This is a genomic window from Pseudoclavibacter terrae (genome assembly GCF_008831075.1).
Taxonomy (GTDB): Bacteria; Actinomycetota; Actinomycetes; order Actinomycetales; family Microbacteriaceae; genus Pseudoclavibacter; species Pseudoclavibacter terrae.
Genome location: NZ_WBJX01000006.1, coordinates 28,851 through 42,885 on the forward strand (window position 1 = coordinate 28,851; position 14,035 = coordinate 42,885).

General features: G+C 68.8%; 10 protein-coding genes. 5 read left to right on the forward strand and 5 right to left on the reverse strand.

Annotated features, from left to right (window positions below):
• Window positions 1-40 precede the first annotated feature (40 nt).
• The 3 genes from F8O03_RS18295 (at window position 41) to F8O03_RS15520 (ending at window position 2,015) form a co-directional block, all read left to right on the forward strand.
• Window positions 41-799 (forward strand): aggregation-promoting factor C-terminal-like domain-containing protein, encoded by a 759-nt coding sequence (locus tag F8O03_RS18295; protein ID WP_208851884.1) that lies wholly within the window; start codon window positions 41-43, stop codon window positions 797-799.
• 104 nt (window positions 800-903) lie between these two features.
• Window positions 904-1,260 carry a hypothetical protein gene (locus F8O03_RS18465; RefSeq protein WP_244296328.1) on the forward strand — a complete coding sequence of 119 codons (357 nt, stop codon included), beginning with the start codon at window positions 904-906 and terminating at the stop codon, window positions 1,258-1,260.
• Window positions 1,257-2,015 carry an alpha/beta hydrolase gene (locus F8O03_RS15520; protein WP_151424678.1) on the forward strand — a complete coding sequence of 253 codons (759 nt, stop codon included), beginning with the start codon at window positions 1,257-1,259 and terminating at the stop codon, window positions 2,013-2,015. Before F8O03_RS18465 ends, F8O03_RS15520 begins: the two co-directional genes overlap by 4 nt.
• Here the strand turns inward: F8O03_RS15520 and F8O03_RS15525 are convergent.
• The 3 genes from F8O03_RS15525 to F8O03_RS15535 form a co-directional block, all read right to left on the reverse strand.
• Window positions 1,987-3,012: a zinc-binding metallopeptidase family protein gene (locus tag F8O03_RS15525; protein ID WP_244296329.1), complete on the reverse strand. Its 1,026-nt coding sequence runs from the start codon at window positions 3,010-3,012 to the stop codon at window positions 1,987-1,989. The two genes, F8O03_RS15520 and F8O03_RS15525, sit on opposite strands and share 29 nt — an antisense overlap.
• Before the next feature lie 63 nt (window positions 3,013-3,075).
• Complete coding sequence (locus tag F8O03_RS15530; RefSeq protein ID WP_151424679.1) at window positions 3,076-4,122, reverse strand: AI-2E family transporter; 1,047 nt, start codon at window positions 4,120-4,122, stop codon at window positions 3,076-3,078.
• An 87-nt stretch (window positions 4,123-4,209) separates the two neighbouring features.
• Window positions 4,210-5,703 (reverse strand): DivIVA domain-containing protein, encoded by a 1,494-nt coding sequence (locus tag F8O03_RS15535; protein ID WP_151424680.1) that lies wholly within the window; start codon window positions 5,701-5,703, stop codon window positions 4,210-4,212.
• A 333-nt stretch (window positions 5,704-6,036) separates the two neighbouring features.
• On the opposite strand from F8O03_RS15535, the gene F8O03_RS15540 reads away from it, so the two are divergent.
• Both F8O03_RS15540 and F8O03_RS15545 read left to right on the forward strand, forming a co-directional pair.
• A complete protein-coding gene (locus tag F8O03_RS15540) occupies window positions 6,037-8,439 on the forward strand; it encodes a DUF8094 domain-containing protein (protein WP_151424681.1) in 2,403 nt (800 codons plus the stop codon).
• Entirely contained in the window at window positions 8,432-9,412 is a 981-nt protein-coding gene (locus tag F8O03_RS15545; protein WP_151424682.1) for a tetratricopeptide repeat protein, read from the forward strand. The genes F8O03_RS15540 and F8O03_RS15545 overlap by 8 nt, the downstream gene beginning before the upstream one ends.
• Window positions 9,413-9,489: 77 nt before the next feature.
• Here F8O03_RS15545 and glgB read toward each other — a convergent pair whose 3' ends face one another.
• The gene (glgB, locus tag F8O03_RS15550) at window positions 9,490-11,694 is read right to left on the reverse strand and encodes a 1,4-alpha-glucan branching protein GlgB (RefSeq protein WP_151424683.1); all 2,205 of its coding nucleotides are present in this window, start codon (window positions 11,692-11,694) and stop codon (window positions 9,490-9,492) included.
• A gap of 56 nt (window positions 11,695-11,750) precedes the next feature.
• A complete protein-coding gene (locus tag F8O03_RS15555) occupies window positions 11,751-14,030 on the reverse strand; it encodes an alpha-1,4-glucan--maltose-1-phosphate maltosyltransferase (RefSeq protein WP_244296330.1) in 2,280 nt (759 codons plus the stop codon).
• Window positions 14,031-14,035: the final 5 nt, after the last annotated feature.

Genomic DNA, 14,035 nt, shown 5'->3' on the forward strand with positions numbered 1-14,035 from the left:
TTATCCTCGGTGAGTCCCTAGTTCCAACCCCGGGAGATCAATGACCACGTTGCAGCGAACCGGCTCGACGCGAGCAGCGCGTCCGACAGCCGCACGACGCTCACGGGCGAAGATCATCGTCCCCATCGCAGCGAGCACCGCAGTCGGTGCACTGGCGCTCACCGCTGTCCTGCAGGCTGGCGTCGCCGGAGGCGCTTCGCCGGCGCTGGCGATCGCGCCGAGCGTCGCGGATCTCACCGCTGCCGGTGCTCAGGGATACCAGGTCAGCCTCGTCTCCGCAGTCGAGGCTCAGGACGAGGAAGCAGTTGCTGACGAGGGCGCCGCAGCCCCGAGCGCTGAACCGCGCAGCAACGACCTGGCCGGCATCGTCGTGACCACGCCGACGCCTACACCGACTCCCACCCCGACGCCAACGGAAGAGGAGTCCAGCTCCTCGTCGTCATCCTCCTCCTCCTCGTCGTCTTCGTACAGCAGCCCCGACTACGTGGCACCGGATCCCGGCACTTCGAAGGCCGTCGCCGCCGACATCGTCGCGTCGATGGGCTGGGGGACCGGCGAGTTCGCGTGCCTCGAGAAGCTGTGGCAGCGCGAGTCCGGCTGGAACGCCGCCGCCGAGAACCCGTCGTCCGGTGCCTACGGCATCCCGCAGTCGCTGCCTGGCAGCAAGATGGCCACCCACGGTTCCGACTGGCGCACGAACCCCGCGACGCAGATCCGCTGGGGCATCGACTACATCAAGGGCCGCTACGGGACCCCGTGCGGCGCCTGGGCGCATTCGGAAGCCAACAACTGGTACTGAGACGCCCGACACCCCGAGCGCACAACCGACAACGCCGCGTGACCTCCGGGTCACGCGGCGTTGTCTGTCGGTCCGGTGCGGACGGACTTCCTAGAATGGTCGGCATGCCCCGCTCGAACCGCTCCCGCCGCCAAGGTGGGGAATCCGCGTCTCGAGCGAGGGGCGGACGTGCGGCGAAGCGGCAGCAGGCCGCCGCGGATCGAGCCACAGGGGCGGCTGACGAGCTCGAGCACCTGCGCGACGGATGGCGGCGCACCGAGGTGCGCCGGGGCATCTCGTACACCGTGCAGCCCATCTCCGCGGTGCGAGCCGTCAAGGACTACGTCTGCCCCGGCTGCCCGAACCCGGTCGAGGCCGGCGTCGCGCACGTCGTCGTCTGGCGGGCAGAGGGCATCCTCGGCGACGAGCAGGCCCTGGCGGCCCGCCGCCACTGGCACAACCACTGTTGGAGGATGGCGTGACTGAAGCATCGAAGACCCCCACGGAAGCAACCACGGTCGAGATCAGGAGCGGCACGGAACTCCCCGCACGCCGCGAGGAGATCGAGCTGCGCACGAGCGACGGTCTCACGCTGGTCGGCGAGCTGGCGCTGCCGCTCGACCGGGAGCCGGTCGCCACACTGGTCACCCTGCATCCGCTGCCCACCGCCGGCGGGTTCATGGACTCGCACGTGCTCCGCAAGGCCTCCCTTCGGCTCCCCGCCCAGGCGGACCTCGCCGTGATCCGCTTCAACACGCGCGGCACCACGTCGCCTCGCGGCACGAGCGACGGGGAGTTCGGCGATGGCGAGACGGAGCGAGCCGACGTGGAGGCGGCGATGGCGTTCGTCCGCGAGCGTGGGCTGCCGAACCCGTGGCTCGTCGGCTGGTCCTTCGGCACCGAGCTGGCGCTCAAGCACGGGCACGAGCACCCCGATGTCCAGGGGCTCGTCCTGCTCTCCCCGCCCCTGCGCCGCACGAGCCAGACCGAGCTGGACCGCTGGGCGGACGCGACCATTCCCGTGGTGCTCGTCGTCCCGGAGCATGACGACTTCCTCAAGCCGGATGAGGCGGCGGAGCGCATCGCCCACCTCCCCAACCTGGAGCTGGTGCCCGTCGACGAAGGACGGCACCTGTGGGTGGGGGAGAAGCAGACGAAGCGCGTGCTGACGGAGATCGTGCGGCGCACGAACCCCGCTGCCCTTCCGCTCAGCTCGTCGTGGACGCCCGGCGAGTGATGCGCGTCACGATGCGGTGCATGAAGCCGAGCTTGACCTCGGTTGGGGCGTTCAGCACGAACGGGTAGAGGTCGTTCTGGCCCATCGCCCGGCTGAAGCGGTTGAGCAGGAGCGACACCTCGTGCCAGTCGGCGAGCACCCGCTCGATGGGCTCCTCCGTGTAGTCGGCGAGGGGGGTCGTCGACGGCTGCAGGTGCACGTTCGACGCGGCCGCCGTCCACAGTGAGCCGAGGATGTGCAGGTAGTGCGCGAAGGTCTCCGCGAAGTCTTCCCAGGGGTGCATCGTCGCGTACTCGGAGATGTACGAGGCCGACCAGCCCGCTGGCGCTCCGAGCCGGTAGTGGCGGTCGAGCGCCTCACGGTAGCTCGTTCGCTCGTCGCCGAACAGCTCGCGACACTCCGAGAGCAGCGCCTCGTCGTCGAGCAGGATCGACTGGTAGTAGTGCCCGATCTCATGCCGGAAATGGCCCAGCAGGGTGCGGTACGGCTCACCAAGACGTACGCGGAGCGCTTCGCGGTGCGCGTCCAGCGTCTCGGCCAGGTCGATCGTGATGATGCCGTTCGCGTGCCCGATCGTGATGCGCTGACCCGAGCTCCGGCTGGAGAGCAGGTCGAAGCCGAGGCCACCCTCGCGATCTGCGTAGCTCTCGACGGGCAGCCGCAGGTGCAGGCACTGCGCGAGCAGACGACGCTTGTCCGCGTTGGCCTCCGCGAGCTTCTCGAGCGCGAGCGTGTCGTCGAGATCCGGGCGCCTGCGAACGAGCCGGCACGAGAGGCACGACGCCGTGGCGATCCCGTCCTCCACGAGCCAGTTGCACTGCCAGTCTCGGTTGCCGCACGCGCGCCAGAGTCTGCCGTCGATGAGGACCGGGCCGCCGCTCACGTCGACGAAGGCCTGGGTCTCGTCGTGGAACGCGATGGGTGTCGCGCAGGCAGCGCACGACAGCGATTCGAGCATCACGAGCGACGCGCAACGGGGGCACTTGATGCTCTGCACACCTCGAATAATAGGCCCGCGTGGAGCCGTCGCCTCGATGTGCGCCCGAACTCGCCGACGGAGCTATCGCTCGTTCTGTGCGGGGATCCAGACCTGTTTGACGATGAGGAGGATCGCGGCGGCGATCGGGATGGCCACGAGGGCTCCGAGGAGGCCGAGCAGCGTGCCGCCGGTCAGGGCTGCGATCACGACGATCGCCCCAGGCACCTGCACGGCCGAGCTCATGATGCGCGGGCTGATGAGGTAGGCCTCGACCTGCATGTAGATGACGTAGTAGATGGCCGCCATCCACCAGACGCTGCTGTCGACGGGCATGAGCGCCAGCTGCAGCAGCACGATGATGATCGATGCGGAGAGCGTGCCGACGAGCGGGATGAGCGAGCCGAGGAACGCGATGACCGCGAACACCGCAGGCATCGAGGCGCCGATGATCGACAGGAACGTGAAGGACAGGATGCCGTTCGCAAGGCCGAGCGCCAGCTGACCGAGCACGAACTTCCCGACGGACGCGGTGATCTGCTCGGTCAGCTCAGCCGTGCGCGCGCGGCGAGAGGCCGGCAGCAGCTGGTAGAAGCCGCGCTTGATGCTGTTCATGCTCGAGACGAAGTAGAGCATGAGGATGAAGACGATGAGCACGCCGAAGAAGGCGTTCACGATGCCGAAGCCCACCTCGAGCACGCCACCGCCGATGGTGGCGAGGTTGTTGCGCAGCCACTCGAGTGCGTCGGTGACGAACTCCTGCGCCTGCAGATCAGGGAAGCGCTCGTCGACCCACTCGATGACATTCGAGCCCGCGAGGTCGTTCACGATGGACGTGTAGCGGGCCGCGAGCTGCTCGACCTGCGTCGAGATGCTCGGGATGAGGGCCCAGACGACGAGCCCCAGCGCGATCGCGGCACCGCCGAGGGACGAGATGATCGCGGCCCATCTCGGCCACCGGTGGCGCTCGAGGAAGGCGATGATCGGCTCGAAGCCGAGCGCGAGGAACAGCGCGGCGCCGATGTACGTGAGGATCGTGCTCAGTGAGGCGATCATCCCGCCGAGCACGAGGGCGACGAGGACGCCGATCGTGGCGATGAAGCCGAGCCTGAACGGATTCTCGATGCGCATGCGGTGTTCCCCCTGATCGGATCCCGGCCGGAGACCGGGATCCGATTCTAGACGCGCGGTGGCGCCTCAGCTCGCGCCGCGCGCGGGTCAGCGCTGGCGGGGTGCGCCACGCTTCTGGTTGGCGTTCTGGCCGCGGTTCTGGCCGCCGGCCTGGGCAGCAACTGGGGCCTCTTGATCGGTGGCCTCGTCCGCCGACGCGTCCGCGTCGTCCGACGTCCCCTCCGCATCTGCATCCGACTCCTGCTGCGCGCCGCCGCTGGACAGCGCGAACGCGTGGGCTTCGGCCCCGGCTGCGTCTTCACCCGAGGCCGGAGCCTCGTGCGCCGCCTCTGCAGGACGCTTCGTGATCTGCTCGTCCGCCTCCGGCAGGCTGAAATCGGTGCGGGAGAATGCCCGCTTGAGCTGATCCAGGTAGCTCTGCACCTGGTCGCGCTCCTCGCGGAGCTCGGAGAGGCGCTGCTCGGCGTTGTCGAGCAGGCTCTTCGTGTGCTGCTCCACCTCGGTGTTGCGCTCGCGAGCCTGCTTGTTGCTGGTCTCGAGGAGATCGGCTGCCTTGCGCTCCGCCTGGTCCTGCGTCTCCTGCGCACGGCGGCGTGCATCCGCCATGATCTTGCCCGCCTCGCGGCGGACCTGCTCGCTGCGCTGGTTCAGATCGGCCAGCTGCTCGGTGGCATCGTCGATGAGCTTCTTCGCCGCGGCCTCAGCCTTCCGGCCGGCGGCGACGAGCTGCTGCTCGAACGCGTTGCGTCGCTTGGAGAGCTCGACATCGAGCTCCGTGCGCTTCGCGTTGAGCTCCCGCACGGAGCCCTCGCGGAGTGCATCGATCTCACCCTTCGCGAGCTGCCGCGCGGCCTCCTGCTCGTGCTCCATCTGCGTGCGACGAGCGGCGGCCTCGCGCTCGAAGTCGGCCCGCACCTTGTCCATCTCGCGCTGGCGTTCGGCGAGTCGCGCCGCGGACTCCGCGATCTCGTTCTCGACAGCCTGGCGCTTGGTCGCGAGCTCCTCGTCGACGGATGCGCGCAGCGCGCTGATCTCGAGGTCGGTGGAGTGCCGCAGCTCGCGGAGCTCGGTCGTGACCTGATCCTTGACGGTCTCGATCTCGCGCTCCTGGTTGGTGCGGGTGAGGTCGGCCTCCTGCTTCGCGTTCTCGAGCAGGCTGTCCGCTTCCGAGCGGGAGTCGCTCAGGACGCGTGAAGCCCGCACGTCGGCCTCCCGAGTGACACGCTCTGCGTAGTCGTTCGCCTCCTGGTGGATGCGCGCTGCGTTCCGGTGGGCCTCGCTCAGGATCTTGTCCGCTTCGCGCTGGGCTTCGGCGGTGAGCTTCTGCGCCTGCTGCTCAGCCGTCGCGAGCGTGCCGGCCAGCTTCGTGCCAAGCCCAGAGTAGGTGGGGTTGCCGACCTCGTTGAGCTCCGTCTCCAGCTGCTTGATGCGGGTGCGCATGGCGGCGATCTCACGGCTCGCGCCGGAATCCTGATTCCCGGCCTGGGCGAGCTGGGTGCGCAGCGACCTGATGACCTCGTCGACCTCTTCGCGGTTGTAACCGCGCATCGCTGTGTTGAAGTTGATGTCGTCGAATGCCAAGAACGCCTCCGCGTGAGTCAGGTTGCACGTGCGCGACCACCGCGTGCGCACGTGGTGCAGTCTAGACGGCGGGTGGGTGACGGAGCCTGATGAGGGACGGAATGGCGGCTGGAACCCGCTCGGAAAGTTCGAGGTTCGCTCTCCGCGAGACCGGACTTTGGCCCTTTTCCCGGCTGACACCGGCGTATTCCAGGGGAAGTGCGGACACGGTGCGTTAGATTGAGGGGTCGAGAGTCGCCATGAACCTCATGGACGACGACGGCACCCTCGCGAGAGGAGCACGTCGAGCGCACAAACGATGCACGGCGCAATCACTCGAGAAGGAGTCACTCAGTGAGATTCATCCTAGCCGCGATCGCATTCCTCGGAAGTGCGGCGCTGCTTGTCGTCGGCTGGCTGCAGGTCACGGAAGCGAGGGCCGCCGACTCGGTCGAGGCGTCCGGAACGCTGACCCAGGAGTCGCCGTTGCTCGTCATCCCGAGCGACACGCTCATCGAGCATGCCGGCACGCAGACCATCACGATCAGCGGCGACGGCCCCATCCGCGTCGCGATCGGACGCCAGGCCGACATCGCAGGCTGGGTCGGCACGACCCAGCACGAGATCGTCACGCTCGACGACACGAGCGGCGCGCTGGTCTTCACCCCCGGTGAGGCATCGGCTGACGAGACGACAGCGCCGAGCATCCTCGGCAACGACCTCTGGTTCCAGGAGTATGAGGGCGACGGCGAACTCGAGCTGCAGCAGACCCTGCCGGTCGGCTTCGCGCTCCTCGTGCAGTCCGACGGCGAGTCGCCTGCGCCGAGCCAGGTCTCCATCTCCTGGCCGCTCGACGGACGCGCGCCCATGGCCGGTCCGCTCCTGCTCGGCGGTGGAGTGCTCCTGCTGATCTCCCTCGGCCTCCTGCTCTGGGCACTGTTGAGCATGCGCCGGCGCTCCAAGCCCCAGCGCCAGGCTCGCGAGGAGCTCGAACCGGAGGTCGCCTCGGAGGCTCCCGCGGTCGGCGAGGCCGCCACGACGCCTGCGTTCGCCTTCGGGCGTTCGGCTCCGAGCGCCGACGACGGGCTCGATGCCGTGGATGTGGACCCGGTCGAGCAATCGCAGAGCGTCGTCGCGGCCTCGGTCAGGCTCTCCGAAGGCAACCAGACCGAGCCCGCAGACGAGAGCTCCGCTGCCGTCGCAGCAGACCAGCAGGCCGTCCACGCGTGGGCACCTCCCACTGCGGATGAGCCATCGCGCCAGGCAGACGAGCCCGCCTTCCCCTCGTTCCGGGCTCCGAGCGCAGAAGCTCCCGTTCCTGTCTCCGCACCTGCGGCCGATGGAACGCCGGTGGACGTCGATGACCCGTTCAGCTGGAGCGCCCCATCCACGCCCTCCGAGCCTGAAGCTGAGACCGTCGACGACGCTCCGATCGCCCAGCCAGACGCGCACGCCGAGGCAGCGCCCGTGGCTGCGTCGACGGACGAGGGCCGACCCGAGCCATCCACGAAGGATGACGGGGACGAGCACGACGACAACTCCTCGGATGCGGGAGAGCCGCCATCGGGTGGCGCCTCCGGGCCGAGCCCTGAGGCCCCTGCGGACGGCGCGCCGGCCGCAGAGCCCCAGCAGTGGCGCCGGCCCCGCGGGCGGGACCGCAGCCAGGCCCCGAAGCGCCTCTTCAGGCTCATCCCGGTGCTGCTCGTCGGGTCGATCGCCCTCACCGGCTGCTCGGCCGACCTGTGGCCGGAGCAGTTCGGCGGATCCACCAGCGCACCGACGACCCCGACCCCGACCTCATCCATCGACCAGGCGCTCCTCACCGAGGGCGAAGCCCTCCCGGCCGTGAACGCGCAGCAGCTCACCGAGATTCTCGACGACGCCGCGCGCCTCGCCCAGGAGGGAGATGCCGCCAACAACCCGGACGGGCTGAAGCCACGCTTCACGCAGGCCGCGTACCAGGAGCGAGCCGCCGAGTACCAGGCCAAAGCGGCAGACAACGCCCTCCCGGGCCCCGTCGCGTTCCCCACGGGCGAGGTCGTCTACGCCGTTCCGCAGGCGTCAGACGCCTGGCCGAAGTCGATCTTCGTGGTTCGCGAAGCCGGGGGAGAGACCCCGACGGCACCGTTCGGGATCATGCTGACGCAGTCGAGCGCGCGCGACACCTACAAGGTCACCTCCATCGTTCAGCTCACCCCTGATGTCACGCTGCCGGAAGCCGCTCCGGCTGAGATCGGCGCCCCAGGCATCGACGGACTCGAGCAGCCGCTCGTCATCGCGCCGGAGGAGCTCGCCGCGGCCTACGCAGATGTCATCAGCAACGGTGACGGCTCCCAGTTCGCCGCGTTGTTCTCTCCTGACGGCGACTCGCTGCGCACACAGATCTCCGAGGCTCGTGCGGCGGTCTCCGGCGAGATCGACGCGAACGCCGCACGCATCGAGTTCCAGACGCGGCCGACCGACGACCCGCCATTCGGTGTGCAGACGCTCGACGGCGGGGCGATCGTCGCCGTCTCGATCGAGGAGGTCGAGAAGCTGAGCGCGCGTACCCAGCTCGCGACCCTCAGCGTGCAGGGACGCACCGCGGCCCTGGCAGGCGCAAGCTCCTCCTCACTGGGATTCGAGACCCTCTACACGAACCAGCTCATGTTCTACGTGCCGTCTGAAGCGACAGGCGGCGCAGTCCAATTGCTCGGCTTCGCCAACACCATGACCGGCGCACGCCAGCTCAACGCGAACGAGGTTACCTATGGCTGAAACCCCACCGCTCAACCCAGCAAGTCTCTACGGAGCAGTCGATCTCTCCTCGCTCGTGCAGCGCGCGAGCGCGCCGGCGGGTCAGGCCCCGCAAGCCCAGGCCGGTGGGACCCCCGGCCAGGCCGCCGCACCCGCCGCCGGAGAGCCCGTTGCGACCCTGCCTGACGTCGTGGTCGACGCCGACGAGCAGACGCTCGAGCAGTTCATGCAGCTCTCGCAGTTCCTACCCGTCATCGTCGAGATGCACGCGGCCTGGTCCAGCGATGCGCAGGCGCTCTCGCCGGTGCTCGCCAAGATCGTCCGCGGGGCTGAGGGTCGGGTCGTGCTCGTGCGCGTCAACCTGGACGCTCACCCTCAGCTCGGCCAGCAGCCGCAGGTCATCGCCATCATCGGCGGTCGTCCGCTGCAGCTGTTCTCCGGCAACCCGCCCGAGGAGCAGATCACGCAGATCGTCGGCGAGATCCTGCAGGTCGCAGCCCAGCAGGGCCTGACGGGCCATGTTGCCGTGGATGGGGCACCGCAGGACGACGCGGAGGCGCAGGAGCCTGCCACCCCGCCGCTGCCGCCGTTGCACGCGGAGGCCTTCGAGGCACTCGAGCGCGGCGACTACGCGGCCGCCGTGGACGCCTACGAGCGCGCTCTCGCTGAGCGCCCCGCCGACGACGAGGCTCGAGCTGGTCTCGCGCAGGTTCAGCTCCTCGTGCGCCTCCAGGGCAAGACGCTCGAGGAGATCCGGCAGCGCGCTGCAGCCGCGCCCGACGACCTCGACGCGCAGCTGGACGTCGCCGACCTCGACCTGTCGGGTGGGCACATCGACGACGCCTTCGATCGCCTCCTCACGCTGTTCCCGAAGCTCGACGCCGAGGGCAAGACGACCGTTCGCGAGCGCCTCCTCGACCTGTTCCTGGTCGTCGGTGTCGCCGACCCGCGCGTCGGCGCGGCACGTGCGAGGCTCACGAACCTGCTGTTCTGACGTCGCGGCGAGACGACGACGAGGCCCGGATGCGATCAGATCGCATCCGGGCCTCGTCGTTGCTGCGCGCGGGCCGATCAGCCCTCGTACTTGAACCAGACCGCGGCGAGCGGGGGCACGGTGACGGTGGCCGACTGCGTGAACCCGTGCGACGGGGTCTCCTCGGTCGTGACGGAGCCGTAGTTGCCTGCTCCCGATCCCGCGTAGCTCTCGGCGTCGGTGTTGAGGACCTCGGACCAGCGACCGGCGTGCGGCAGTCCGAGGCGGTAGCCGCTGATGACCTGGTTCGAGAAGTTGAAGATCATCGCGACGTCGGGGCTTCCGTCGAAGCCGCGGCGCGCGAATGCCAGGACGCTGTTGGCCGCGTCGTCGCCGCTCAGCCACACCATGCCCGCGGGGTCGTCGTCGCGCTGCCACAGCGCGCCTTCGTTCTTCGCGAGCCGGTTGAGGTCGCCCACGAGCCGCTGCACACCGGCGTGGCCCGGGTTGTCCAGCTGCCACCAGTCGAGGCCGCGGGACTCGCTCCATTCGGTCTGCTGCGCGAATTCCTGCCCCATGAAGAGCAGCTGCTTGCCCGGGTGGCCCCACTGGTAGGCGAGGAAGAGGCGCGTGCCTGCGAGCTTCTGCCATTCGTCGCCCGGCATCTTCGAGTACAGGGAGCCCTTGCCGTGGACGACCTCGTCGTGGCTGATGGGGAGCAGGAAGCGCTCGCTCCATGCATACACGAACGAGAAGGTCAGGTCGCCCTGGTGATGCGAACGGTAGATCGGGTCGCGCTCGACGTAGCGGAGGCTGTCGTTCATCCAGCCCATGTTCCACTTGAGTCCGAAGCCGAGGCCGCCCCACTCGGTCGGCTTCGTCACCCCGGCCCAGCTCGTCGACTCCTCAGCGATCATCGCGATACCCGGGTAGAGCTTGTAGGCGGTCGCGTTGACCTCCTGCAGGAAGGCGATGGCCTCGAGGTTCTCGCGTCCGCCGTGGATGTTCGGCACCCACTCCTCGCGCGAGTAGTCGAGGTACAGGATCGATGCCACGGCGTCGACCCGGAGCCCGTCGATGTGGAACTCCTCCAGCCAGTAGAGCGCGTTGGCGACGAGGAAGTTGCGCACCTGGGAGTCGCCGAAGTTGAAGACCTTGGTGCCCCAGTCCAGCTGCTCGCCGAGGCGCGGGTCCGCGTGCTCGTAGAGCGCCTGCCCGTCGAACTCCGCGAGGCCGAAGCTGTCCTTGGGGAAGTGCCCTGGCACCCAGTCCATGATGACGCCGTAGCCAGCCTGGTGCAGTCGGTCGATGAGGTAGCGCAGGTCGTCTGGCGAGCCGAGGCGCGACGTCGGCGCGTAGTACCCGGTGACCTGGTAGCCCCACGAGCCGCCGAAGGGATGCTCGGCGAGCGGCATGAACTCGACGTGCGTGAACTCGAGGCCGTCGAGGTACTCGACGAGCTGGTCGGCGAGCTCGCGGTAGCCGAGGCCAGGCCGCCAGGACATCGCGTGCAGCTCGTACGTGGTCATGGGGCCCGTGTGCGGGTCCTTCTGCGCGCGGGCGCTCATCCAGTCGCCGTCGCCCCACTCGTAGGTGCTGGGGTTGGCGATCACGGATGCGGTCTGCGGCGGCTGCTCGGCGTGCAGCGCGAGCGGGTCTGCCTTCTCCACCCATTCGCCTGACGCGGTGCGGATCTGGAACTTGTAGGTCTCGTGCGGCGAGACGCCGGGCACGAAGAGCTCCCAGATGCCGAGAGCGTCGAGGCGGCGCATCGCGTGGGCTCGCCCGTCCCAGCCGTTGAAGGAGCCGATGACTCGAACCGCCTGGGCGTGCGGTGCCCAGACGACGAACGAGGTGCCGCGGACAGGTGCGTGGGTGCCCCAGTGCTCGCGGTGGTGGGCGCCGAAGACGTGCCAGAGTCGCTCGTGGCGACCTTCACCGAAGAGGAACTGGTCGACTTCCCCGACGACGGGGAGGAACCGGTACGGGTCGTCGACCGTGTGGGGAACGCCGTCGGTGTAGACCGTCTCGATCTCGTAGTCGTCGAGGCCGTGCCCGTGTGCGCCCTGCCAGATGCCGTGGGCGAGGTGATGCAGCTCGACCCGTTCGCCGCTCGAGGTGAGGACCGCTGTCACACGCTCGGCGAGGGGGCGTCGCGCGCGGATGACCGTGCGCCCGTCTCCCTGCAGGTGCTGCCCGAGGATCGCGTGCGGGCCCGAGTGCGTGCCGTCGGCGACTGCGCGCAGCTCACCATCGGGAATGCTGGTTGCCGTTGGGGCCACTGGCTGGAGTTCGTCGGTCATGGTGTTTCCGTTCTCGAGATCGTTCGGCCGCGCCTCGGGCGCGGCCGAACGACGGGTCAGAGTGCCGAGTGCCTGACGCGCAGGATGTGCGCGGGGAGGGTGGAGGGGTCGAGGCGCACGTAGTTCGCGCCGCCCCAGATCCACTCGTGCCCGCTGAGGAGGTCTTCCACGCCGAACTCCGTGTCGGCCGCGAAGCCGAACTTGGTCTGGTCGATGTAGACCGTCGCCTCTTCGATGCCGGAGTGGTTGAGGTTCACCGCGACGATGACCGTGTTGGAGACGCCATCGGGGGAGTACTCGCCTGGCAGGTGCTTGGAGAAGACGAGCACGTTCTCGTTGTCGCTGAACTGCACTTCGAAGTTGCGCAGCTGCTGCAGTGCCGGATTCGCGCGCCGCAGCTCGTTGAGCTTCGTGAGGAGCGGGGCGAGCGAGTAGCCGCTCGCCTCCTGGGCGGCCCAGTCGCGCTGCTTGTACTCGTACTTCTCGTTGTCGATGTTCTCTTCCGAGCCGGGACGGGCCACGTTCTCTGCGAGCTCGAACCCGGCGTAGACGCCCCAGAGCGGCGAAGAGGTCGCCGCGACGACGGCGCGGATCTTGGCGGCGTTCCGCCCGCCTTGCTGCAGGTACTCGGTGAGGATGTCCGGGGTGTTGACGAAGAAGTTCGGGCGGAGGAAATCGCTCGACTCCTTCGAGACCTCGGTGAGGTACTCCTCGAGCTCGGTCTTCGTGTTGCGCCACGTGAAGTACGTGTAGGACTGCTGGAATCCTGCCTTCGCGAGCGCGTGCATGATTGCCGGGCGGGTGAACGCCTCGGCGAGGAAGATGACCTCCGGATGCTTTGCGTTCACCTCGTGGATGAGCCACTCCCAGAACTGCAGCGGCTTCGTGTGCGGGTTGTCGACCCGGAAGATCTTCACCCCGAGCTCGATCCAGTACTCGACTGTTTCGAGGACCTCGGCGTAGAGGCCGTTGCGGTCTCCGTCGAAGTTGATCGGGTAGATGTCCTGGTACTTCTTGGGCGGGTTCTCGGCGTAGGCGATGCTGCCATCCGGCAGCTGCGTGAACCAGTCCGGGTGCTCGGCGACCCAGGGGTGGTCCGGTGTCGCCTGCAGCGCGAGGTCGAGGGCGAGTTCCATGCCGTTCTTCTCGATCTCGCTGACGAAGTACCGGAAGTCCTCGACCGTTCCGAGGTCGGGGTGGATGTCGCGGTGACCGCCCTCTGCGGCGCCGATGGCCCAGGGCGAGCCCGGGTCGCCGGGCTCGGTCGTGAGCGAGTTGTTCGGGCCCTTGCGATTGGTCCGACCGATCGGGTGGATCGGGGGCACGTAGAGCACATCGAAGTTCATGGCGGCGACGGCGGGAACGCGCTCGGCCGCGGTACGGAAGGTGCCGGACGTCCAGCTGCCGTCCGGCGCCTGCGTCGCCCCCTCCGAGCGCGGGAAGAACTCGTACCAGGCCGCGTTCCCGGCGAGGGCGCGGTCGACCTGGATCCTGCGCTTGGCGGAGCTCGTCACGAGGGAGCGCACGGGGTGGGCCTCGATGACCTCGAGCACGTCGTCGGCGAGGAGGGACGCGAGGCGGAAGGACGCGGAACGCGACGTGAAGCGCGACGCGGTCGCCGCATCCCGCAGCACGGCGCTCTGATGGCTGGTGAGCTCCGGGTTGGTGGCCGCGCGGTCGACGACCTGCGCACCGAGCTCGAGCATGACGTCGACGTCGATGCCGGCGGGGATCTTGATCTCCGCGTTGTGCTGCCAGGTCGCGAAGTCGTCGTTCCAGGCCTCGATCCACCACTCGTGGGTGCCCGCCACTGTGACCTGCGCCTCGGCAAGCCAGGAGTCGGTGCCCTTGGGGCCAGGCCGCATGCGGATGCGCGCCGCTTGTGCGCCAGGTGCGGTCAGCACGAGCTCCACGCCGATGATGTCGTGCCCCTCGCGGAAGGAGACGCAGGAGAACGGGACGACGTCTCCGACGTATCCCTTCGTGGGGAAGAGGTTGTCGACGAGCTGCGGCTGCAGGTCGAGGATCGGGATGCGTCCGATCGCGGGCACGTACCCGGAGCCGGGGAACTGGTCGCCCGTCGGCGGGAGGGCCGTCGCGACGGCGGCTGCGGCCGCGGGCTTCGCCGCCGGCGCCTTCGGTCTGCGCGCACGCGTCACCTTGGCGGGAGCCTGCACGACGGGCGCTGGCTCGCCGGTCGACGCGGCGGTCTCGCTCGTAGCCGGCGCCGCCTCTGGAGCCTGGGCAGCCTTCGCCGACGCGCTCACTCGCTTGGCGGTCGCCCGACGCGGGCGGCTCGGTGGAATCTGGTCTTCTGACGCTGGTGTCGTTGCCACAACCG